Source organism: Rhodanobacter sp. C01 (assembly GCF_002001045.1).
In the GTDB taxonomy this organism is placed as follows: domain Bacteria; phylum Pseudomonadota; class Gammaproteobacteria; order Xanthomonadales; family Rhodanobacteraceae; genus Rhodanobacter.
In genome coordinates, this window is the sequence record NZ_MUNR01000012.1 from 345,200 (window position 1) to 368,122 (window position 22,923).

General features: G+C 62.4%; 19 protein-coding genes and 1 pseudogene. 6 read left to right on the plus strand and 14 right to left on the minus strand.

All coding sequences use genetic code 11. The features are described from left to right. The first annotated feature begins 491 nt into the window (after positions 1 to 491). Together B0E50_RS13185 and B0E50_RS13190 are read left to right on the plus strand one after the other, a co-directional pair. On the plus strand, positions 492 to 1,178 hold the full coding sequence (locus tag B0E50_RS13185) for a TerC family protein (RefSeq protein ID WP_077442003.1): 687 nt from the start codon (positions 492 to 494) through the stop codon (positions 1,176 to 1,178). An 87-nt stretch (positions 1,179 to 1,265) separates the two neighbouring features. Then, complete coding sequence (locus B0E50_RS13190) at positions 1,266 to 1,877, plus strand: glutathione S-transferase N-terminal domain-containing protein (RefSeq protein WP_077441748.1); 612 nt, start codon at positions 1,266 to 1,268, stop codon at positions 1,875 to 1,877. 95 nt (positions 1,878 to 1,972) lie between these two features. Here B0E50_RS13190 and B0E50_RS13195 read toward each other — a convergent pair whose 3' ends face one another. The 7 genes from B0E50_RS13195 to prpB form a co-directional block, all read right to left on the minus strand. Next, entirely contained in the window at positions 1,973 to 3,361 is a 1,389-nt protein-coding gene (locus B0E50_RS13195; RefSeq protein WP_139350869.1) for an acetate kinase, read from the minus strand. A 91-nt stretch (positions 3,362 to 3,452) separates the two neighbouring features. Continuing rightward, positions 3,453 to 4,022, minus strand: coding sequence for a hypothetical protein (locus tag B0E50_RS13200; protein ID WP_077441750.1), 570 nt, complete (start codon positions 4,020 to 4,022; stop codon positions 3,453 to 3,455). 14 nt (positions 4,023 to 4,036) lie between these two features. After that, positions 4,037 to 4,723, minus strand: coding sequence for a C39 family peptidase (locus B0E50_RS13205; RefSeq protein ID WP_254427283.1), 687 nt, complete (start codon positions 4,721 to 4,723; stop codon positions 4,037 to 4,039). An 8-nt stretch (positions 4,724 to 4,731) separates the two neighbouring features. Beyond that, the gene (locus tag B0E50_RS18425; RefSeq protein ID WP_254427284.1) at positions 4,732 to 5,181 is read right to left on the minus strand and encodes a hypothetical protein; all 450 of its coding nucleotides are present in this window, start codon (positions 5,179 to 5,181) and stop codon (positions 4,732 to 4,734) included. 115 nt (positions 5,182 to 5,296) lie between these two features. Continuing rightward, positions 5,297 to 6,253 carry a hypothetical protein gene (locus B0E50_RS13215; RefSeq protein WP_077441756.1) on the minus strand — a complete coding sequence of 319 codons (957 nt, stop codon included), beginning with the start codon at positions 6,251 to 6,253 and terminating at the stop codon, positions 5,297 to 5,299. Positions 6,254 to 6,669: 416 nt separating this feature from the next. Further along, the gene (gene prpC, locus B0E50_RS13220; protein WP_077441758.1) at positions 6,670 to 7,815 is read right to left on the minus strand and encodes a 2-methylcitrate synthase; all 1,146 of its coding nucleotides are present in this window, start codon (positions 7,813 to 7,815) and stop codon (positions 6,670 to 6,672) included. Between the two features lie 103 nt (positions 7,816 to 7,918). After that, positions 7,919 to 8,806 carry a methylisocitrate lyase gene (prpB, locus tag B0E50_RS13225; protein WP_077441759.1) on the minus strand — a complete coding sequence of 296 codons (888 nt, stop codon included), beginning with the start codon at positions 8,804 to 8,806 and terminating at the stop codon, positions 7,919 to 7,921. A gap of 225 nt (positions 8,807 to 9,031) precedes the next feature. Between prpB and ahpC the strand changes: the two genes are divergently transcribed. Next, positions 9,032 to 9,595, plus strand: a complete 564-nt coding sequence (gene ahpC / locus B0E50_RS13230) for an alkyl hydroperoxide reductase subunit C (protein ID WP_077441760.1) — start codon at positions 9,032 to 9,034, stop codon at positions 9,593 to 9,595. A gap of 141 nt (positions 9,596 to 9,736) precedes the next feature. After that, positions 9,737 to 11,284, plus strand: a pseudogene (gene ahpF / locus B0E50_RS13235) (alkyl hydroperoxide reductase subunit F); the annotation flags it as partial. 125 nt (positions 11,285 to 11,409) lie between these two features. On the opposite strand, the gene B0E50_RS13240 reads toward ahpF, so the two are convergent. Further along, entirely contained in the window at positions 11,410 to 12,396 is a 987-nt protein-coding gene (locus B0E50_RS13240) for a malate dehydrogenase (RefSeq protein ID WP_077441764.1), read from the minus strand. Between the two features lie 115 nt (positions 12,397 to 12,511). Then, complete coding sequence (locus tag B0E50_RS13245) at positions 12,512 to 13,711, minus strand: pyridoxal phosphate-dependent aminotransferase (protein WP_077441766.1); 1,200 nt, start codon at positions 13,709 to 13,711, stop codon at positions 12,512 to 12,514. Between the two features lie 213 nt (positions 13,712 to 13,924). On the opposite strand from B0E50_RS13245, the gene B0E50_RS13250 reads away from it, so the two are divergent. Continuing rightward, the gene (locus B0E50_RS13250; protein ID WP_077441768.1) at positions 13,925 to 14,191 is read left to right on the plus strand and encodes a GlsB/YeaQ/YmgE family stress response membrane protein; all 267 of its coding nucleotides are present in this window, start codon (positions 13,925 to 13,927) and stop codon (positions 14,189 to 14,191) included. Between the two features lie 103 nt (positions 14,192 to 14,294). Here B0E50_RS13250 and B0E50_RS13255 read toward each other — a convergent pair whose 3' ends face one another. From B0E50_RS13255 to B0E50_RS13265, 3 genes are all read right to left on the minus strand, one after another. After that, positions 14,295 to 14,726, minus strand: coding sequence for a YidB family protein (locus tag B0E50_RS13255; protein WP_077441770.1), 432 nt, complete (start codon positions 14,724 to 14,726; stop codon positions 14,295 to 14,297). 140 nt (positions 14,727 to 14,866) lie between these two features. After that, positions 14,867 to 15,376 (minus strand): peptidylprolyl isomerase, encoded by a 510-nt coding sequence (locus B0E50_RS13260; RefSeq protein ID WP_077441771.1) that lies wholly within the window; start codon positions 15,374 to 15,376, stop codon positions 14,867 to 14,869. A gap of 172 nt (positions 15,377 to 15,548) precedes the next feature. Beyond that, complete coding sequence (locus tag B0E50_RS13265) at positions 15,549 to 17,297, minus strand: D-(-)-3-hydroxybutyrate oligomer hydrolase (RefSeq protein WP_254427285.1); 1,749 nt, start codon at positions 17,295 to 17,297, stop codon at positions 15,549 to 15,551. A 197-nt stretch (positions 17,298 to 17,494) separates the two neighbouring features. On the opposite strand from B0E50_RS13265, the gene B0E50_RS13270 reads away from it, so the two are divergent. Further along, positions 17,495 to 18,154 (plus strand): response regulator transcription factor, encoded by a 660-nt coding sequence (locus tag B0E50_RS13270; protein ID WP_077441773.1) that lies wholly within the window; start codon positions 17,495 to 17,497, stop codon positions 18,152 to 18,154. A 116-nt stretch (positions 18,155 to 18,270) separates the two neighbouring features. Here B0E50_RS13270 and B0E50_RS13275 read toward each other — a convergent pair whose 3' ends face one another. Both B0E50_RS13275 and B0E50_RS13280 read right to left on the minus strand, forming a co-directional pair. Then, positions 18,271 to 19,302, minus strand: coding sequence for a PHB depolymerase family esterase (locus B0E50_RS13275; RefSeq protein ID WP_168170878.1), 1,032 nt, complete (start codon positions 19,300 to 19,302; stop codon positions 18,271 to 18,273). 271 nt (positions 19,303 to 19,573) lie between these two features. Then, a complete protein-coding gene (locus tag B0E50_RS13280) occupies positions 19,574 to 22,882 on the minus strand; it encodes a PAS domain-containing hybrid sensor histidine kinase/response regulator (RefSeq protein ID WP_077441776.1) in 3,309 nt (1,102 codons plus the stop codon). Positions 22,883 to 22,923 lie beyond the last annotated feature (41 nt).

Here is a 22,923-nt window from a genome sequence, read left to right on the forward strand (position 1 = left end):
ACTCGGCGCGCGCGCCGCTGTTCGATCGGCACGTGCGACAGTCTCCTGGCGCACTATCTAGCTCGCCATTGTAACGCACCCTCCTTGGTGTGACCCAGCCACAGCCTGCATTCGTGCTCCAATCCAAGGGCCGCAATTCGCGCCTCTTCGTGTTTCCATCGGGCGCGCTCATCAAAAGCTTGCCCAGGCCGTACGGCAGAAAACGACAGCGTTACGTGTTCCCGATACCTTGTAGCGAGAGAAGGCATTTCCTTGAGGGGCTTGGTCTGGCTTGACTGGCATGCATGGCGGCATCGAAAATGCGCAAATACTGATCCCAAAAGGGAGTAGTTCCCGACGCAGGCTCACCTGCGTCGGTGTGGTGATCGTCAACACGGGCGATGCTTCGCTCCGGTCACCTCGGCAGTCATGCTGCGAACGAGACTTTTGTGGTGGACACGGGCCGCGCGCGCCTGTGGCCGCTGCATGGTCTGCCGCGCATGGACTCCCGCATGGATATCTTCACCACCGATTTTCTCTCAGGTCTGCTGGCCATCATCCTGCTCGACCTGGTACTGGCTGGCGACAACGCCATCGTCATCGCCATGGCAGCCAGCCGCCTGCCCGTGGCACTGCAGAAGAAAGCTGTGTTCTGGGGCACGCTTGGGGCCATTGCGATCCGATTTGCGCTGACCGCGGTCGTCGTGTATCTGCTCAAACTGCCAGGATTGATGCTGATCGGCGGCCTTCTGTTGCTGCCGATCGCGTGGAAACTGTTATGCCATGATGACGGCGATGATCCTTCCATCAGCGCCCGCGACACCTTCTGGAGTGCATTGCGCACGATCATCGTCGCTGACGCCCTGATGGGCATGGACAACGTGCTGGCAATCGCGGGGGCATCGAGTGGCCACCTCGGACTGGTCATTCTGGGCCTGCTGGTCAGCATCCCGTTGGTGGTCTGGGGCTCCACGCTGATCCTGAAGCTGATTGGCCGCTTTCCGATCATCATGTACGTCGGCGCCGGCGCGATTGCGTTCACTGCCGGCCGGATGATCACCCACGATCCATGGCTGGGCAGCTGGCTCAACATGTCGGATTGGTTGAAATACGGTGTGGACATCGTACTGGTGATCGGCATTTGCGGCGGCGGCTGGTTGATGCAGCGACACAGGCGATCGAGACCAGCAGGCCACTGACGCCCTGCTCCGCTCGGATGGTCATTCCGCTTGAGTCGTGGCAAACCAACGCGCAACACTGGCTACCCTACCCGCACGGAATCACCCATGAAGCTTTACTACATGCCTGGCGTCTGTTCGTTGGCGGACCACATCGTGCTGGAGTGGATCGGTCAGCCCTACCAGATCGAGGAAGTGCCGCGCGCCGGGTTGCGTTCGCCGGAATACCTGAAGCTCAGTCCCGATGGAGTGGTACCAGTGCTGGTCGATGACGACGGCTGGGTGCTGACGGAGAACATCGCCATCCTCAACTACCTCGCCGATCGTTTCCCGGCAGCACACCTGGGCGGCGATGGCACGCCACGCGGCCGCGCCGAGGTCAATCGCTGGCTGGGTTTCCTCAACTCCGACGTGCATCCGGCTTTCAAGCCATTGTTCCGACCCGAGCGTTTCATTGCCGACGTGTCCAGTCATGCCGAGCTGCAGGACACGGCACGGGCGAAGCTGCGCAGCTATTTCGAGCGACTGGATTCGCAACTGGCCAACCGCAACTGGCTCGCCGGCACACGTTCGATCGCTGATCCCTACCTGTTCGTGGTGCAACGCTGGGCCAAGGCGAAAGCGGTCGACCTGGGCGGTTTCGATCACCTGGAACGCTTTGTTCACCGCATGCATGCCGACCCCGGCGTCAAGGCGGCAATGTGCGCCGAAGGCATCTGAGTCACAACCCCCGGCTCTGCAGTCCCGGCGATAGCACCCGATCCCCGCTTCACGAAGGCCAGCCCTGTTGTATCAAGCCGGCCTTCAGAACATCCCTAGTACATCGTCGGCAGCCGCACCGTCATGTTGACATCCGGTGTATCGCGGGTGGCGCCGACGCCCAGTGTGAAATTCAGGGTGCGCTTGTCACTGAGTCGGTACGCACCACCGATCAGGAACGTGCCAAGTACCGTCTTGGTCGAGCCGGGCACGGTCTGGTTGTTCTGCTTGGTGATGCCGACGAAACTCTGGTCATAGCCGAAACTGATCGATGCCTTGTCGTTCAGCGCCAGCCCCACGCCGATGCTCGCATCGAACACATCACCGACCGTAACCTTGCCAAGGTATTCCTTGCCGGCCAGCAGCACGTTTCGGCTGACCCCATAGCGCGGGAAGTTGTGCAGGTAGCTCACGTTGCCGAAAATCACCACCGGATCGGACGGGAGCAACCAGGTGAGACCGGGCTGCAGTGAATAGAACCCGGAACCCGTGGGTTGTTGCAGCGGCAAGCCGGTACCCGTCGCATTCTGCACGCAGCGCGTCACGCAATCGGTGACGACTTCGAACGGGTCCTCGCCAGTGCGTGACTTGAAGCGCAGCCAACCCACGTAATAGGTACTGTCAGCGCCACCGTCATTGAACTGGTAACGCGCCGTTGCCTCGATATCGCCGATGCCGTGGCCGCTGGTCGTGAATACATTGTCCTCGGCGCTGCCGGTGAATATCTCGCGGCTGGTCGTCTCGGTGCCTGCATAGACATAAGGCACGCGAACCTCCAATTCCAGCCGGTTCGTCAATCCGTAGCGCGTGGTCAACGTGGCAGTCTGCGTGGTCGTCCTGACCTGGCGGGCATCGATCAACCCGATCAGGATCGCCGGGATGACGGTATAGCCGATGAGGTCGACACGATCGACCGATGAATAGCTGAACTGGTAGGACGGTTCCAGCACGAACTTGCCCTTGGGCGTCAGCACGCCAGGCTGATCGGAGATCGGTGCAACTGCCGGCGGCCGATCGTCCTGCGCCGGAGCCTGGCCGACGGGTTTGACATCCGCCTGCCCGTCGCTGGCCACGGTGTCTGCAGCAGGCATCGGCAATGCCGATGCTCCGGGGCCCGCCGCATTGATATTGCCTGCGCGTTGGCGATCGAGCACATCCATCCCGACTGCGTGACGCAGGGCCCGGTAGTCGGCTTCCTGGGCAACCAATTTGCGCTTCATCGCATCAAGCTGCGCGGTATAGGCCTCGATCTGGCTGCGCATCGCATCGAGCTGTTCGCCCTGCTCGGTCAGTTTCTTGCTGACATCCGTGGGTGTCTGGCTGGAGGAGCCCGCAGGTGTCGGGGTCTGCGGCGCTGCGGCTTCCTGACCGTTCGCCACGCCACCCAGCAGAACCAGGCCCGCACAGCCGACCGAACACATGCGTCGCCACGATTTCGGTTCCATCACATATCCTCGCGAGTCGGGTACCGATCAGGTGGAAGGAATTGCGTGACTACGGCAAGAGCACGGGTCTGCGCTTGTATCGCAGCAACATTCAGTGCCCCAGTGAATTGATCAATGCCGACTGCAAGGTGCTCTGCAGGTTGAGGCTCTTGAACAGGTTGAGCGTGTTGACCGTGGTATTGAGCGTCGTCAGGGTCTGGATGTTCTGGTTGTTCAGACTGTTCTGAATCACCGTACCGGCCGTTGCCTGAGCCAGCGAAGAGGGATCGACGGTGTTGCCCGGACCGTTCTGGACCACGCTGATGGTGCTGGTCACGGCCGCAAGGGCGCCAGCCTGTTCCGCGCTCATCTGCCCGATGTTGGGGATGTACAAGCTGGTGCTGGTGACCAGGTTGCCGTTGACATAGACAGCACGTTCGATACCGAACGAGACCAGCAGACCGGTACCTGTATCGAAGCCGCCGCGCACGGCATCCAGATGGAGATCGCTGACCGCTGTGCCCCATCCTGCAGCTTCCGTCGCGCCTTTCTGCGCGATGACTGCGGCATGGACCGGAGGTGTCCCGGCAAAGGCATCATCCGCCCATATACACACCACACTGGTCAAGGCACAAAGCCCGATGAAAGCGGACCAGGCCTTGTTGCAGATCGAGGATCTCATTGCAATCGTCCTGCTCATAGGTTGAGATCGTCAGGGCCATCCTTGGGCAAGGTGAGTGTGCTCAACCCGGACCGATCGATGCCCAGACCCAGCGGCGCAATCGGCGCGACATGCCAGTCGGCCGGATTGTTGAAAACGGCCAGCGATCGCCGGTTGTGGATCACGAATACGAGATGGTTTTTCCACAAGGCGTCGAACTGCGAAATGGGCATCGTGCGCGTGCCACGGGCGGGATCACCGATCAGGACGCGCTTGTCGCGCAGTCCCTTGATCACCACAAAATGGTGGTAGCCCTTTTCGTCGATCAGCACGATGGCTGGCAGGTGTTCTTGCTGAAGTTTCTCCAGCGGTACCTCGAAGCCGTCCGCCTCGAAGCCGTTGGCCTGCAGGTATTCCTTGATATCGAGCAGCGAGAAGCCTTCCTTGCTGATCTTCTGCCGATTGCCGTGCGCATACATCTGCTCGAACGCTGTCTGTTCGTTTACCGGATAACCGTACTGGTAGGTCAGCAGTGTGGCCACCGCAGCCGAGCCGCAGCTGAAATCGTATTTCTGCCGGATCGTGCTCTTGAAGCGTGCTTCCTTCAGGCTCGTGATGTGGAAGCCGTAGCTGTTGCCCTGTATGCCGGGTATCGCCACGGTTGCCGCCATCAGTGAGCCGACCGGCAACAGCGCGGTGAATACAGCCGTCAGGAGCAACACGCCATGTTTCATGGCTGGAACTGCACGTTGACAATGGTGGCGTTCTGGATCAGCACGTTGTTGCCGGTGTTCTGGATCACCATCGGCAAGCCGGCCGCACCACTGAAGGAATTACCACTGATCGCATTGGCGCCCGTCACCACATGATCGGCACTGTTGTTGCTCACCGTGCCATTGAGCGTCATTTTTTCTGAAACCTGGGTACCACCGCTGAGCGTTGCCAGCGTTGTGGAATCCACGCTCGGCCCGAGCCCGTCCACATCACGTGACGTTGCAGCAACCGCTTTCGCGTGCTGCCCGGATGCTGGCGATATCGCCATGGTCGATGCCGGCGCGGACGGAGATGCTGAGGCAGATGGCGGAGCCGCCGCTGCATTCCACGCGGACACTCCCAGCAGCATGGCAATGAAAAATACAGGTCTGACAGTTCGCATGGTTGTATCTCCCGCGACAGCCATGAAAGTCGCAGCCTAAAGACACGCCACACCTGTCGAGCAGGTACCGGCAAGCAAAGGGCGCACGGCGATCAAAAGCACCGTGGAGCGCCAGGCGCTCCACGGTGTGTGGTTTCACTCAGTGACCGACGTTCAGATTGGCCTGGACGTTCACGCTTTGCTGGATCAACGATCCGATGCCGCTGTTCTGCGCCATCACCGTGACACCTGCCGCCGCTGCCGCCGCACCGGACATGTTGTTGGACATGTCGAACGAGCCGGCATCCACCGAGTTCGAACCGCCCGCACCACCGGCGCCACCCGCTCCTGCAGTAGCCGCGCCGCCCGTGCCGGATGCGCCGCTGCCACCTGCACCACCCATGCCTCCGGTGCTGTCGGCCGCGCCGCTGGTTCCACCGGTGGAAGTTGACGCACCGCTGCTTGCCGTGGCCGCACCACTCGTGCCGGCGCCACCGGCCCATGTGCCGGCACCACTTGTCGCCGATCCGGATCCTGAGCCACGCTGATGATTGCGTGCATTGCCGGTATCGCCGCTGCTGTCGCCACCAGCTGCCGCGCTCAGAGCACCAGCATCACCACTGGAGCTGCCCGACCCGCCTGCATGGCCACTACGGGCATGGGCGCTTCCGCCATTGCCGCCCGAACCGCCGTCACCGCCGGCAGCAAAACCGCCGAGAGCGCCGCCACCCGAGCCTCCCTTGCCTCCATTGGCATTACCCGAATTCGTGGCCACGTTGCCGATATCGTGAACGCGGATGTTGGTCACCGTACCATCAAGGTTGCTTACCGCGACCGCCTTGCTGGTGTCGAACGAATCGCTGACCGACGCGGTAGCCGTCGCACCGTTGTTGGCCGCAGCCGAACCGACCCCAATGGAACTGGAATCGCCACTGTTGTTCCGGTCATCACCACTGTTCGTCTTGGTGACCGTCTTGGTGTGCGTGCTCGAATTGGTGTGCGTACTCGAGTTGGTATAGGTGAGCGTGTTGTCGTTGTTGTAGTTGTGATCTGCCATGGCCGGGAGAGCGAATCCCAGACCAAGCAGCACTGCGGTTGCGAGAAGAGTCTTGCGCATGATTGTTCTCCTGGAGCAATGCGGGTGGACCCCCTGTTTGTCTTGCTTTTGCAGCTCTCAGGTAAGGCAACATTCGCGCCACTCGGGCCTTCCTGACTGCACAGGAATTCATTCATTGAAATTCAATGAATTAGACGTGCCTTGCGCAAGCAGGCATGGCGAAAATCGCCAGCGAAAACCGGGCGATGATTCAATCCGGTTACAGTCAAGGCCGCTCGCATGCCTCGCGATTTGGCCTGACACAAGGGATGGCGCCGATCCGGCAGTTCGCTGTTACACCTGTAACAGAAGTGATACAGCCGCGGGAAATCGGCAGATGGCCGAAGCTGCCATCAACTCATCCAGTGCCTCATGGGCATCTCCGAAACGAAAGAGGGAGCCTTGCGGCTCCCTCCTGATCTGCACCACGTCAAGGCTCAGCGCTTGTCGATCGGCACGTAAGCCTGGTCTTCCGGTCCGGTGTAGTTGGCGCTGGGGCGGATGATCTTGCCGTCCTCGCGCTGCTCGATCACGTGCGCGCTCCAGCCGGAAGTACGCGCGATCACGAACAACGGCGTGAACATCGCGGTCGGCACGCCCATCATGTGATACGCACTGGCGGAGAACCAGTCGAGGTTCGGGAACATCTTCTTGACCTCGCCCATCACCTTCTCGATCCGCTCGGACACCTCGAACAAGGTCGGGTTGCCACCATCGGTGCACAGCTTGCGCGAGATCTCCTTGATGATCTCGTTGCGCGGATCGGACACGGTGTACACCGGATGGCCGAAACCGATGATGATTTCCTTGCGCTCGACGCGGGCGCGGATATCAGCCTCCGCATCATTGGCGCTGCGATAGCGCGCGATGATCTCCATCGCCACCTCGTTGGCACCACCATGCTTCGGGCCACGCAACGCGCCGATAGCACCGGTGATCGCCGAATACATGTCCGAACCGGTGCCGGCAATCACGCGTGCGGCAAAGGTCGAGGCGTTGAACTCGTGCTCGGCGTACAGTACCAGCGACTTGTCCAGCGCCTGTGCATGCAGGTCGCTCGGCTTCTTGCCGTGCAGCAGGTGCAGGAAGTGGGCAGCGATCGAGTCGTCGTCGGTCTGTGTCTCGATGCGCTTGCCATTGTGGCTGAAGTGGTACCAGTACAGCAGCATCGAACCGAAGCTGGCCATCAGGCGGTCGGCGATGTCTCGCGCGCCGGTGACGTTGTGGTCGTCCTTCTCCGGAAGCACGGTGCCGAGTACCGAGCAACCCGTCCGCATCACGTCCATCGGGTGGGTCGCGGCCGGAAGCAGTTCGAGCGCGCTCTTCACCGGTGCCGGCAAGCCGCGCAAGCGCTTCAGGCGCGCGCGGTAATTGTTGAGCTCGGTCCAGTTCGGCAGCACGCCATGCACCAGCAGGTAAGCCACTTCCTCGAAGCAACCCTTGGCAGCCAGATCATGGATGTCATAGCCGCGGTAATGCAGATCGTTGCCGCTGCGACCGACCGTGCACAGTGCGGTGTTGCCTGCAGCCACACCGGACAGTGCGACGGATTTCTTGGCCTTGGGAAGGACTTGCTCGCTCATCGGGTACTTCTCCTCAATAGCTCTGGAATCGGTCGGCGACTAGGCACCAACACGGACCTGCGAATGCCGGTCGGTGACTAGGCACCGACCCATGGAATGGATTTCAGTCTTTGTTGCCGGCGAACAGCGCGTCGAGCTTGTCCTCGTAGGCGTGATAGCCGAGGTAGTCGTACAGCTCCTCGCGTGTCTGCAGGGTGTCGATGATGTTCTTCTGCGTGCCTTCGCGGCGCACGGTTTCGTAGAAATTGAGTGCTGCCTTGTTCATCGCGCGATAGGCACCACAGCAATACAGCGCGATATCCACGCCTGCGTCACGCAATTCGTCGGTGGTGAAGAAGGGCGTGGAACCGAATTCGGTCAGGTTGGCGAGAATCGGTACCTTCACCGCTGCCTTGAACTTGCGGTAGTCCTCCAGCGTCTTCATCGCCTCGGGAAAGATCATGTCGGCACCGGCTTCGACGTAGGCGCAGGCACGTTCGATGGCTGCATCGATGCCCTCCACGGCAGCCGCATCCGTGCGCGCCATCACCACGAAGTCCGGATCGGTACGCGCATCCATCGCAGCCTTGATGCGATCGACCATCTCGCCTTTCGACACCACTTCCTTGCCCGGACGGTGGCCGCAGCGCTTCTGGCCGACCTGATCCTCCATGTGCACCGCAGCCACGCCCACGTTGATGAAGGAGCGGATCGTGCGTCCGATGTTGAACGCGCCGCCCCAGCCCGTATCGATATCGACCAGCAACGGCAACTGCGTGGCATCCACGATGCGCCGTGCGTCGGTGAGCACGTCTTCCATCGTGCTGATGCCGAGATCCGGCACGCCCAGCGAATTGGCAGCCACGCCCCCGCCGGAAAGGTACAGCGCCTTGTAGCCGACGCGTTTGGCCATGAGACCGGCATAGGCCGTGATCGCACCCATCACCTGCAGCGGCCGCTCTTCAGCCAGTGCAGCGCGGAAACGCGCGCCCGGGAATGCCATCATCGTCATGGATTGCTCCGCGTCAAAACGTGCATTTTAGCGCACTGCGCCACGCGAGTCCCCGCCCCGGCAATTCGTCTTGAATCGGTCACTCTCTTCAGGAATTGTGGCCCGCCTGCATGGCCTTTACGCGATAGCTTCAACAAATCGAACCAATCCGAACAATCAATTAGAGTAATCACGTGAGACCCCCTATTCTCACGGTTCAATTTCAACCAACACGGAAAACCAACGATGTCGCTGATCAACACCGAAATCAAACCGTTCAAGGCACAGGCGCTCAAGAGCGGTCAGTTCATTGAAGTTTCCGACGCCGACCTGAAGGGCAAGTGGTCTGTCGTGTTCTTCTACCCGGCCGATTTCACCTTTGTCTGCCCGACCGAGCTCGAGGATCTGGCTGACAACTACGCCGAATTCCAGAAGCTGGGCGTCGAGATCTACTCGGTTTCCACCGACACCCATTTCGCCCACAAGGCCTGGCACGACACCTCGGACGCGGTGAAGAAGATCAACTACACCATGGTTGGCGATCCGACCCATCAGATCTCGAAGAACTTCGAGGTATTGATCGAAGACGCCGGCATCGCTGATCGCGGTACCTTCGTGATCGATCCGTCGGGCAAGATCCAGATCGTCGAGATCACTGCCGGCGGCATTGGCCGTGACGCCAAGGAGCTGCTGCGCAAGGTCAAGGCTGCCCAGTACGTCGCCGCTCATCCGGGCGAAGTCTGCCCGGCCAAGTGGAAGGAAGGCGAGAAGACCCTCGCGCCGTCGCTCGACCTGGTCGGCAAGATCTAAGCGACACCGCGCGCCATGCGCCACGGACCCGGAGTTCTTCCGGGTCCGGATTACCGAAACATAGTGCAATGACGACGCCCTGGTCCGCCCGGGTGCTCGTCACGTACACCCTGAAGAAACCCATTGACGGAGAGCTCGCCCATGTTGGATGCCAATCTCACAGCCCAGTTGAAGGCCTATCTGGAAAAGGTCACGCAGCCGATCGAGATCGTTGCGTCCCTGGACGACAGTGCCAAGTCGCTTGAGCTGAACCAGCTGCTCGGGGAGATCACCGCGCTGTCTGACCGGATCAACCTGGTGCGCCGCGACGACAACGAGCGCAAGCCGTCGTTCGCGATCAACCGCGTCGGCAGTGATATCGGCGTGCGTTTTGCCGGCATTCCGATGGGCCATGAATTCACCTCGCTCGTGCTCGCCCTGCTGCAGGTCGGCGGACATCCGTCCAAGACTGCAGCGGACGTGATCGAGCAGGTGCAGAACCTCGATGGTGACTATCGTTTCGAAACCTATTTTTCGCTGTCCTGCCAGAACTGCCCGGATGTGGTGCAGGCGCTGAACCTGATGAGCGTGCTGAATCCGAAGATCCAGCACGTCGCCATCGACGGTGCGCTGTACCAGGACGAGGTCGATGCACGCCAGGTGATGTCGGTGCCAACCGTCTACCTCAACGGCCAGGTGTTCGACCAGGGCCGCATGAGCCTGGAACAGATCCTGGCCAAGCTCGACACCGGCGCAGCCCGGCGCGTAGCCGAAAAACTCAAGGCCAAGGACGCATTCGATGTGCTCGTGGTCGGCGGCGGCCCGGCCGGCTCGGCGGCAGCGATCTATGCCGCACGCAAGGGCATCCGCACCGGCGTGGCGGCCGAGCGTTTCGGCGGCCAGGTGCTGGACACCATGGCTATCGAGAACTTCGTTTCCGTCTCGCATACCGAAGGCCCGAAGCTGGCCACCGCGCTGGAGCAGCACGTCAAGGATTACGACGTCGAAATCATGAACCTGCAGCGTGCGGAAAAGCTGCTGCCGGCGACGGAAGCCGATGGCCTGATAGGAGTGCGCCTGGCCAACGGCGCAACGTTGAAATCGAAGACGGTGATCCTGTCCACCGGCGCCCGCTGGCGGCAGATGAACGTGCCCGGCGAAGACGAGTACCGCAACAAGGGCGTGGCCTACTGCCCGCATTGCGACGGCCCGGTGTTCAAGGGCAAGCGCGTGGCGGTGATCGGCGGCGGCAACTCCGGCGTCGAGGCGGCGATCGACCTGGCGGGTATCACCAGCCACGTCACCCTGGTCGAGTTCGACAGCAAGCTGCGTGCGGACGAAGTCCTGCAACGCAAGCTGCGCAGCCTGCCGAACGTCGACATCATCGTCAGCGCGCAAAGCACCGAGGTGCTGGGCGACGGCCAGAAGGTAAGCGGGTTGGCCTACAAGGATCGCGTCAACGGCGACATGCACACGGTCGAGCTGGAAGGCATCTTCGTGCAGATCGGCCTGCTGCCGAACACCGAGTGGCTGAAAGGCACGCTGGAACTGTCTCCGCGCGGTGAAATCGTCATCGATGAACGCGGCCAGACTTCGCTGCCCGGCGTATTCGCCGCTGGCGATGCCACTACGGTGCCCTACAAGCAGATCGTCATCGCGATGGGCGCCGGTTCTACTGCGGCACTGAGCGCGTTCGACCATCTGATTCGCAGCCCAATGGCAACGATCACCGAAAGGAAGCGATCGCCGCTTGATCGGAATGAGCCGGATGGATCGTCAAACCAAGAGGGCGGCACAGTGGCCGCCCTCTTTCATCCACGATGAGATGGTGACGCTTACTTCTTCGCGAACAGATGCTCGACGCCGGCGCGCTCCTCGCGCAGTTCCTTGTCGGTGGCATCCATGCGGGCACGCGAGAAGTCGTTGATCGTCAGGCCCTGCACGATCGTGTACTTGCCGTCCTTCACGGTCACCGGGTAGCCGTAGATCACGCCTGGTGCGATACCGTACGAACCATCGGACGGGATGCCCATCGAGACCCAGTCGCCCTCGGCGGTGCCGTGTGCCCAGGAATGCATGTGGTCGATCGCAGCCGATGCGGCGGAAGCAGCCGAGGAAGCACCGCGCGCCTTGATGATCGCCGCGCCGCGCTGCTGCACGGTCGGGATGAAATCGCTCTCGTACCAGGCCTGGTCGACCAGCGACAGGGCAGCCTTGCCGTCCACGGTGGCGTGGTGCAGGTCCGGGTATTGCGTGGAGCTGTGGTTGCCCCAGATCGTCATCTTCCTGATGTCGGTGTTGTGCTTGCCGGTCTTCTCGGCGAGCTGGCTCAGCGCGCGATTGTGGTCCAGACGGACCATCGCGGTGAAGCACTTCGGATCCAGGTCCGGTGCGTTCTGCTGCGCGATCAGCGAATTGGTATTGGCCGGGTTGCCGACCACCAGCACGCGCACGTCACGCTTGGCGTGATCGTTCAGAGCCTTGCCCTGCGGGCCGAAGATGGCGCCGTTGGCTTCCAGCAGATCCTTGCGCTCCATGCCCGGGCCGCGCGGGCGCGCGCCGACCAGCAGCGCGTAGTCGACGTCCTTGAACGCGACGTTGAGGTCATCGGTGGCGACGATGCCGGCCAGGGTCGGGAATGCGCAGTCATTGAGTTCCATCACCACCCCCTGCAGCGCGGGAAGCGCCGGGGTGATTTCCAGCAGATGCAGGATCACCGGCTGGTCCTTGCCCAGCATGTCGCCAGCGGCGATGCGGAACAGCAGCGCGTAACCGATCTGGCCGGCGGCGCCGGTAACGGCAACTCGAACGGGGGCTTTCATGGGGTTGACTCCTTGGTGGGATGTTCAGTTTTGGTAGGAGCGGCTTCAGCCGCGATAGCTCTTTCATGCAACATCAAAAGCATCGCGACTGAAGCCGCTCCTACAGGTAATGTGTTCAGCTCAGCTCGGCGAAGAACTCGGCGATACGCGAGAGGCCCGGTGCCAACTGTGCAGTGGGACAGGTATAGGAAATGCGCATGGCGCGCGGCTCACCGAATGCCGAGCCCGGCACGCAGGCCACGCCCTTGGCTTCCAGCAACGCGGCGCAGAATTCCACATCATTGTTGATCTTCACGCCGTTGTGGCTCTTGCCGAATGCGACGGAAATATCCGGGAACGCGTAGAACGCGCCCTGCGGTCGCGGGCAGACCACGCCCGGGATCGCGCCGAGCGCAGCGACTACCGTGTCACGCTTGCCAGCGAACTCGGCGCACTTCGCCTGCGGGATGTCCTGCGGGCCGGAGAACGCTGCGACCGCTGCTGCCGTGATCACTTCAGGAATGCTGGTGATGTGGTTCGAATTGAGCGTGGTGACCGCCTTGGCCACCGACTCGGGGCCAGCGATCAGGCCGACGCGCCAGCCCGGCATGCCGTAGGTCTTGGAGACCGAGTCGACGAAGACCAGCCGCTCGCGCAGTTCGGGCTTGGCGAACACAAAGTTGTGGTAACCGATGCCGTCGAACACCATCGAGTTGTAGATGTCGTCGGTGACGATCCAGGTATCCGGATGCTTCACCAGCACCTCGGCCAGCGCAGCGATCTCGTCGCGCGTGTAGACCATGCCGGTGGGATTGGACGGATTGTTGAACAGGAACACTTTCGGCTTGCGTGACAGCGCCGCGTTCAGCTGGGCCGGCGTGAGCTTGTAGTTCTGCGCGGCACCGCAATGCAGCACATTGGCCTTCGCACCCACGATATCGGCGATGTCGTGATAGGTGGTCCAGTACGGCGCCGCAAAGCAGATCTCGTCGCCTTCGTTGAGCAGCGCCTCGGCCAGGTTGTACAGCACTTGCTTGGCGCCGATGCCGATCGAGAGGTTCATGCGGCCGTACCCGCTGAAGCCCAGCGCCTCGATGTGCTTCAGGAACGCATCCAGCAGCGGCTCCGCACCGCGGTTGCTGCCGTACTGGCCGGAGTCGTGCGACAGCGCCTCGCGTGCCGCGGCATACACATGCTCGCCGGGCAGGAAGTTCGGCACGCCGATCGAAAAGCTGATGATGTCGCGGCCGGCAGCCTTGAGCTGCTTCGCCTTCTCGGCTATCACCATGATTGCGCTGGGTTTGGCGCGGCCGACACGCTGGGCAAGCTGGGGCATGGGTTCCTCGACGTCAGGGGATGAGGTCAGCAAACCCATGAATTTTAGCATGCGGCGCTGCGTCATCCAGCGGAATCGCAAAAGCTTGCGCGGCCAAATTCCTATAGTGCTATCCAGCCGACTCGTTGCATGATGCGGATGCCGCCGCACCATATGCACACGGTCGCTGGTGGAATTGGTCAACTCAACAGCAATTCAGGGAGGTAGGCGTCCATGTTCCACCTGATATGGTCCATCATTGTTGGCTTCTTCGTTGGTCTGATTGGCAAGTTCGTCCTCGATCACGTTTTCCACGCCGACATACACCTCGGCTTCTGGCTGACAGCCATCGTCGGCATCGTGGGTTCGGTCATTGGTGGTCTGATCGGCAAGGCGATCAGTGCACCGGCACCCGATTCCAAGTTCCATACGGCCGGCTTCCTCATGTCAATCGTCGGCGCCATCATCCTGTTGCTCGTTGTGCAGTTCGTCTTCAAGTAATCGCTGCCATCGGCCGAAGCATCCGCATCGGTCCTTGCAGGCAACACAAATGAAATCGGCGGGTACTCCCCGCCGATTTCATTTCATGCACCCACAGCCCTTGTCAGGCTTGACCGCCCATCAGCTTGCCGGCAAGACCTTCGAGCATGCCGAGGTTGAAGCCACCACCCTGCCCCGCAGCCGGAGCCTGACCATCAGGCGTCAAGTGATCGACCGCATGCGGCAGTACCTGTGAAAGTCCATTGAGCACCACACTGGGATCGACGCCAAGCTTGCTGGCCGCCTCCTGCACCACCGAGCCCATGCCGCCGTTCTGCAGCGCCTGGCCAAGTTGATCGCCTGATACCGGTTGGTTGGCACCGTTGCCAACCCACGACTGTACAGCGCCACCCAATCCGTGTTGCTGCAGCATGTTGGTCAGGCCCTGCACGCCACCCGCCTGCTGGATCAGCTGGCCGGCCACACCAATCAACGAACCAGCACCGGCACCTGCCTGTTGCCCCTGTCCTCCGAGCAAACTGTCGAGGAATGACATGGTCGTTCTCCTTAGTTGTAGTGAATAGGCGTGAAGCCTGCTGATCATAAGCGCGCAAAACCGCAGTGTCATGACATTTGCACACAAAAAAGAACCGCCGATCACAGACCGGCGGTTCTTTGCGTATCGGTAACGAAAACTCAACCGCGCTGGTCGAGCACCGCGTTCCAGTCCTTCACGCGGTCGGCCTGCGCGGCCAGCAGCGTGTCGACGTCGCCTTCCACGGTGACCTTCTCGATCACGTCGCCCTGCTGGATTGCGTTGACCACGGCCATATCGGCCGCGTCCAGCACTTCGCCGAACACGCTGTGCTTGCCGTCCAGCCACGGCGTGGCGCCATGGGTGATGAAGAACTGGCTGCCGTTCGTGCGCGGGCCGGCATTGGCCATCGAGAGCACGCCTGGCTTGTCATGGCGCAGTGAAGAATTGAACTCGTCCTCGAACTTGTAACCCGGGCCGCCGCGGCCGCTGCCCTCGGGGCAACCGCCCTGGATCATGAAGTCGGCGATCACGCGATGGAACGACAACCCGTCGTAATAGCCGCGCCGGGCCAGGTTGACGAAGTTGGCAACGGTGACCGGTGCCTTGTCCTCATGCAGACGCAGGTGGATCGGGCCACGGTTGGTGGTGAAGGTGACATTGATGGTCATCGCAAATCCTTGGGTTCGAGAGCCGCAACGTGCACCGGCACGGGCACGCGGGTTGCCAAGAATACTCCAGCGGCCACGCCCCGGGCATGCTGTTGCAGGAGCGGCTTCAGCCGCGATGCCTTTGACATCAGATTAGGAGCATCGCGGCTGGAGCCGCTCCTGCAAAAACAATTCAGGGCAGGCCCAGCATGCTGCGCCCCAGGGCACCCGCACCACGCGGTTGTGCCGCTGGCGTCGGCACCTCGGCCGGCCAGGCAGCTCCGTTGTAAAGATGTGCCCACAGCCGATCCAGCGCCGCATAGCCATACGGCAGCAGCGGCACGTGCTGATCGCCGAAACCGGGCAGCGCCAGGAACGCATCGAAGTGCTGCGCGTGCGGCACCTTCCAGTAGATCGGCCGACAACCCTCATCGCGCAACCAGGCCACATACGGCTCGGAGCTGAAGGCGGTCGGCAGCAAGCCGTCGCTGGCACCGTGTACCACCCACAATGGCAGGTCATTACGCGGCAACTTGACCGCAGTGGCGGCAATGGATGCGTGCAACGCCTGCGACTCGTGATCGTCGCCCGTCCACAGCTTGCGTAGACATTCACTGCCGACCAGGGTGGGATCGGTCGAGACACTGGTGCCGCCCAGCAAGCCGATGCCGTTGCCCGGCGGAATACCGGAACCATCCGCCCACCATGCCGCTCGCGCAGCAGGGTCGGCCAAGCCAGGCAAACCCTTCGCATCAACGGCCGCGTAATGGAAACCACACGGCATCTCGGTGGCACCACGGCGCATGTAGGACGAGGCATAGCCGGCAGCAATCACCCGCCACAGGTCGAACGCGGTGGTGCTGGCGGCCGTGCTCATCGCCTCGTCCGTCCAGCCGCGGGCATGCAGATACTGCCGTGCCTGTTCCGCCTGTTCGGCCACCGTGTTGCCGGTCAGTTTGCCCTGCGCGCGCAGGCTGGCGCAGCGTACCGGCCATGCCGGCAGCGCTACGCTGCGCGGGCCGCGCGCCAATGGCACCTTGGCGAAATGTTCGGCACTCAACGCACATGGCAGCCAGACCGCCGCTTCGGTGGCGTAGTCGTACATCGCACGACCGTGGCCCTGGACATGGACGTTCGGCTCCAGCGCCACTACGCCGGCGAAAAAATGTTCCTTGTCGAGACCGGCCGCCTGCAGCACCGCACCGCCGCCGTTGGACAGACCGGTGGCGATGATCCTGGTGTTCTGCGAGGTGAACGGTGCATCGGCTGGAAACGCACGATCGAGCATGGCCAGCCCGAACTGTGCCGCCTGGATCACATGCCGGCCCCAGTCGGCCTCCGGATTGTCACCGGAGTTCATCTGCTTCACCGCGATGCCCCCCGTCGGCGGCGCTGGCGTAGGCTGGAACTCCAGCTCGGTTTCGCCCCGTTTGGCGCGACGGCCATCCAGCCCCACGCCGCTGTTGTCGGCGTAATCGAAATAGCCAGCACCGGTGCCCTTGTCGGTGTAGGCCACCGCGCAACCATGCGGCAGACCCCAGGCACCAGCCAGCGCGATCGCGCCGTAGATACCGCGCGAACCCGACGAAGCAGTCACCACCAGGCAGCGTTTCTGCCGGTCGAAATGATCGGGCACCTGCAGCAGCACGCGATGTGGTGCGCGTGCGCCGGGGATGCGCGCAAACGCCTGGTATTCGCGACCGGGCACATCCGGCACGCCGCCGTAGACCGTGCCGTAACCACCCAACGGACCAAGATCGGCAATGCCTTTCCAGCTGGTCTGGATCGCCCGCCGGCGCAGCTCTTCCGCGGTGGGATTCAGCGGATCGGCAAACGGCAGCGGCACGCCGGCCAGACCCGCCAGCCCCAACCCTGCACTCAGCAAGTCATCGCCACCGCGATGATCGGTCATCCGCACTTCGCCGTACTCGACATCACGCATCACGGGTTCCTTGGGCACAGGGCTGCCGGCGCAAGCCGACAGCATGAGCAGGACCAACAGAGGGATTACGCGGGCGGAGTTTTTCATCCCGCCACCATAACAAGCATGCACGCGCCCGCCATCGTACGAAAGTCCAGCATGACAGCAGTGACCTCCGGACCTCGACGGCGGTGCCCCAGCCCGCTAACGTCCACGGAATGACGAGCTTGCTGATCGCCGACGACCACCCGCTGTTCCGCGCTGCGCTGCGTCTGGCCGCCAACGAAAGCCTGCCCGACTGCCGCGTGCGCGAAGCCGCCGACCTGTCCGGCGTACTCGCCGCGCTGGCCGCCGAACCGGACATCGACCTGGTGCTGCTCGACCTGCACATGCCTGGTAGCCAGGGTTTGTCCGGTCTGGCCACGCTGCGCGGCCAGCATCCCGGTGTTGCCGTGCTGGTGGTGTCCGCCCACGACGAACCGCGCATTGTGCGCCGCGTGCTCGATCACGGCGCCGCCGGCTTCATCCCCAAGAGCGCCAGTCCTGCCGAAATCGGCGAAGCGATCCGTCACGTACTCGACTGCGGCAACTGGCTGCCGTCCGGCCTCGCCGATGCCGTTGCTGCGCTGCCCGCCGATCCCGCCGACACCGATCTCGCCAGACGCCTCGCCCGTCTCACCGAACAGCAATCCCGCGTGCTCGCCCTGCTCGCCGAAGGCCTGCTCAACAAGCAGATCGCCGATCGATTGGCGATCCAGGAGCGCACGGTGAAGGCGCATGTCACGGCGATCTTCGAAAAGCTGAGGGTGAGGAATCGGACGCAGGCGGGGATATTGTTGCGGTCGCTGGATTTGGGAGAGCCCGCACGGGTGATGTAACAGAAATTTTCACCCGAAGACGGATATCGCAGGTGATTCGTAAGGGCCGCTTCCAACTGCAGACATTGAAGCCGCACCGACTCACGGCGCGGCTTCGCAATGTAGCTGCACGGAATTCAGAGCTGCAACGAGCCACCAGCCAGTTTATTGACTTCCGCCATGATGGCCGTCATCTGCGGGGCAGATTTGAGCGCATAGTGACTATTGGTGTAGCCCCACCAATCCCAGCATCCATAAGGGTTGTAAGGAGCATAGGCATCGATCGTCTGTGGATAGAGCACGATGGCATTGTTCGTGTCCGCCCATTCGTTGATGCCGCTGTCATGCACGAAGGTTGTGCCTACAGTTTCCTGATTTTGCGAGCAACCATGCAACGCCACGACCAGGCGACAGGCCTGTCCCGCCGCGCAATTCTTGGGCACGAAGACCCAGCCCGTGCTATCCATCGAGATGGCCGCGCAATTTTCATTTGCGCAAAACGGATTCTGATTGAACTGGATGAATTTGCCGCCCAAAACACCTGAATTGCGCGCCTGGAGCGTGCCGTAAAACATCGTCAAGAATGTCTGTTCCGGATCGATGCCGCAGTTGTTGATATATGGCAGTGCAAGATACCCGCAGGCGGTGAGTCCGTCCGGCGACACCCAGGAATGCTCTGCCGCGGTGTGGTTGTTGTAGGTGATCTCGCTGCTCGATGTGAAACTTTGGTAGTACTGATACAGGTCGTTCATCGTTGCCTGATAATTCACCGTATCCAGCGTGCCACTGAACATGTAAATCGGCTTGCCGGCGATATTGCTGACCGGATCGATCGCACCTGCCGAGGCTTCTTTGTTTGTGTAGCTGACCAGCGACGACACCGGCACGCTGACGCCGGTAGTGCAGGCTTCGCCCCAAAGCGCATCATTATCCTGCGCGCAGTAATACGTTCCGCCGGCCATCACGGCGGTCCCGTAGATCGCTTTTGAATAGGCCACTTGCAGCTGCGTGGCCATATAACCGCCTGACGAAATGCCCGCCACCGTTACGGAGCTGGGTGCGATGTTGTACGAGCCGAGCACCGCTTGTGCCCGCGCAAACGGAGAGGCGATCGCGATAGCGCTGAATAGCGCGGCTATAACCAAGGATCTGAAGTGTTTCGAACACATCGAAAAGCCCTCCATCGTCACGTATGTGTGTTATTGATGGCGCCCGATATCTTTTCCCAATCGGCACCGTCGCCAAAGCCCTTGTGCGGTCGCCGCCATGGAGATCGCAAAGCGAGAAGTGACCACGGGGTGGTATGGAGAAGGGCACTCATTCGCCTCGCCAAGAGAGCACGAAGTGACAGTGAGTTGAATTGGACGATAGGGCTATGCGACCGTCGCGGTGCCGGCCAAGCCGATCCAGGCGCTACGCCGAATCCCGGGCTAACCTAGCTTAGGCCTGCCCGGCTCCCGCAGTTATCCGTTGCAACACCTGCCTCAACGCCAACGGCTTCAGCGGCTTATACAACACCCCCACGCCTGCATCGAGCAACCGCTGACGCAGCTCGCCATCGCGATCGGCAGTAAGCATCACGGTCGGCACATCGACATGCAGTTCGCGTAACTGATGCCACACATCGAAACCGGTGTCGCCGCCATCGAGATGGAAATCCAGAATATGCAGATCCGGCCGCCACGGTGCCGCGAGTGCCTGCTCGGCATTGCGCGCAGCATGCACATGCCATCCCCAACTGGTGAGCAGGCTGCTGAGCGCGGCGAGTGCGGCCGGTTCGTTGTCCAGCACCAGTGCACGACCGGCTGGCAATGGCTGCTGCGCATCGGCGACAGGCGGCAGTCGTATCTCGGCACGCGCCATCGGCATGCTGAGGTCGAATACGCTGCCGCGACCCGGCCACGAACGCAGCCCGAGTGGATGACCGAGTAGCCCAGCCATGCGTTGCGCGATCGACAGACCCAGTCCGAGTCCCTGCCCGCCCGCGGCGCTGCCGCGACGAAACTCCTGGAAGATCAGTTGCTGCTCGCCCGGCGCTATGCCGGGGCCGGTATCCCACACTTCCACACGCAACTGATCGCCTCGCCGACGGACACCGAGCAATACGCGACCGTGTTCGGCATAACGCAATGCGTTCGACAGGAAGTTCTGCAGTACGCGACGAAGCAGCTGCGGATCGGAGCGTACCCATACACGCGTGCCGACCACGTCGAATCGCACGCCACGGTCGAGCGCGATGGCGCGGAATTCGGCGGCCAACGGATCGAGCACCTCGGCCAGCGGAACCGCGCGCGGCTGCGGATGCAGCCGACCGCCTTCCAGCCGCGCGATATCGAGCAGGCCGGCGAGCAGGCCTTCAGTGGCAGCCAGTGCACCATTCAGATGATGCGCGGTGGTGGCATCGGCGCCGCGCTCGGTGAGCGAATGCGCGAACAGCTGTGCCGCATGCAGCGGCTGCATCAGGTCGTGGGTCACCGCGGTGAGGAAGCGGCTCTTCGCCTCGTTCGCGCCCTGCGCTTCCGCCGAGGCCGCAGCCAGCGCTCGGGTACGCTCTTCAACCCGCAGTTCCAGCGTTTCGTTGACGCGCTTGAGCGAGCTCTCGGCCTGGCGGAATGCGGTGACGTCGGTGAAGGTGGCGACGAAGCCGCCGCCGGGCATCGGGTTGCCGCGGATCTCGACGATGGTGCCGTCGGGAAAGCGCCGCTCGGACAGGTGCCGGGTGCCCGCGCGCATGTGGGTAAGTCGCTGCTGCACGCGTTGCTCGACTTCGCCGGGGCCGAGCATGCCGGCGTCGATGTTGTAGCGGGTCAGCTCGGCGACCGACCGGCCCACCTGCAGCAGTTCGGGCGGGTAGTTGAACAGGCGCGCGTACGGGCTGTTCCAGGCAACCAGCTGCAGCTCGGCATCGACCACGCAGATGCCCTGGCTCATGTTCTCCAGTGCTGCCTCCAGCACGCGCTGGTTGAAACGCAGGTCCTGCGCCGCCTCGCCAACGATTGCAACGACGGTGTCCAGATCGTCGCGGCCCTGTCGATGCACCACCTCCAGCAGCAGCCGCGCCGAGGCGGCACCGATCACTGCAGCCAGCTCGTGCTCGACCTCGGCCACGCGCACAGTGCCTGCCGATCCGCTAGCGGGCGCGTTGGCGAACAAGTGCTCGACCCGCTCGGGTGGCAGGAAACGCGCCGCCAGCGCATGCAATTCAGCCACGCCGACATGACCCACGCTGACCACTTGCATGGCCCGGCCATAACGCGAGCCAGCCACGGCCAGCATCACCGCACCATTTGCCGCCAGACTCACCACCACCGCACGACCCAGCCGGTTCCAGTCGCCGAGGCCAAGCAGATCGTCCGGTGCCAGCCAGTGCAGGCCGAACGGACCTACGTGCAGCCAGGGCAATGCTGACGGCAACAACGACGGCAGCACCGCATACACCCACACCAGCGTGCCGACCGCGAGCCCGGCCATCACCGCACGCGAACCCAGTTGCGGGCGATACACCGCGGCCAGCAGCGCCGGCGTAAGTCCGGCCAGCGCGGAGAACGAGATCGCACCGATATCGGCCAGCGCCTCATTGCGCGCCAGTACGCGGCTGTACGCCCACGCCAGCAGGATCACCACCAGGATCGCCACGCGTCGGTGGTTCAGCAGTTCGCCACGCAGATCGCCATGTTCGTCACGACCCCAGCCAGCCTTCACCCGCAATGGTGCAATGAAGTGGTTGACCACCATCAGGCTCAAGGTGAGCGTGGCGATCACCACCATACTGGTGGCGGCGCTGAGGCCACCGAGGAAGGCGATCAACGCCAGGCTGTGCTCGCCGCGCGCCATCGGCAACGCCAGCACGTACATGTCCGACGACACACCGCTCGGTCCCAGCAACGCATCGCCCAGCCGCGCCAGCGGCAGGATCGGCAGCGAGATCAGCAGCAGGTACATCGGGAACAGCCAGCGTGCACTGCGCAGATGCCGATCGTTGCGGCACTCCACGATCCCCGCATAGAACTGGTGCGGCATGGTGAACATCGCCAGCGCACCAAGCAGGATCAGCGCCGGGAAACCGCTGCTGTCAGGCGGTGGCGGCACATTGAGCGGCAACCCCGCCGGCCGTGCCGCAAACAGCAGCGTGCCCAGCGCAAGCATCGCGCCAAGCTTGAACAGCGACTCGAACGCCATCGCCAGCACCAGCCCGCGATTGTGCGCCATGGTCGAGGCGCGCCGGGTACCGAACAGCATCGCGAACAGCGCCATCAGCAGCGCCACATACAGTGCGCTGTCCTGCCATGGCTCCGACTCGGACAGTTGTCCGTGGCTGAGGATGCCGTAGCTCATCGCCACCGCCTTCAGCTGCAGCGCGATGTACGGCACGATGCCGATCAGCACCACCACGGTAACCAGCGCGGCCAGCCCCGAATGCCTCCCCAACCGCACTGCGATCAGGTCGGCCAACGAACCGGCGTTGTACTCGCGCACCAGTTGCACCATGCGACGCAGGAATTTCAGCGCAAACAGGTACATCAGGATCGCCCCGACAAACGTCGGCGGCAGCCACCAGCCGGAGCGGCTGGCCTGGGTCACCGTGCCATAGAACGTCCACGAGGTGCAGTGGATCGCCAGCGACAGCGCATAGACGGTCGCCCAGCGTTTTTCGAAGAGTTGCGGACGACGTTCGCCGAGCAGCGCCACGCCGAACAGCAGGCCCAACCAGCACAGCGCTGCAACGGCGATCAGGCCAGCGCTCAGCATGCATGGCTCCCTTGGACCGAGATCGACATCACCTTCCACAC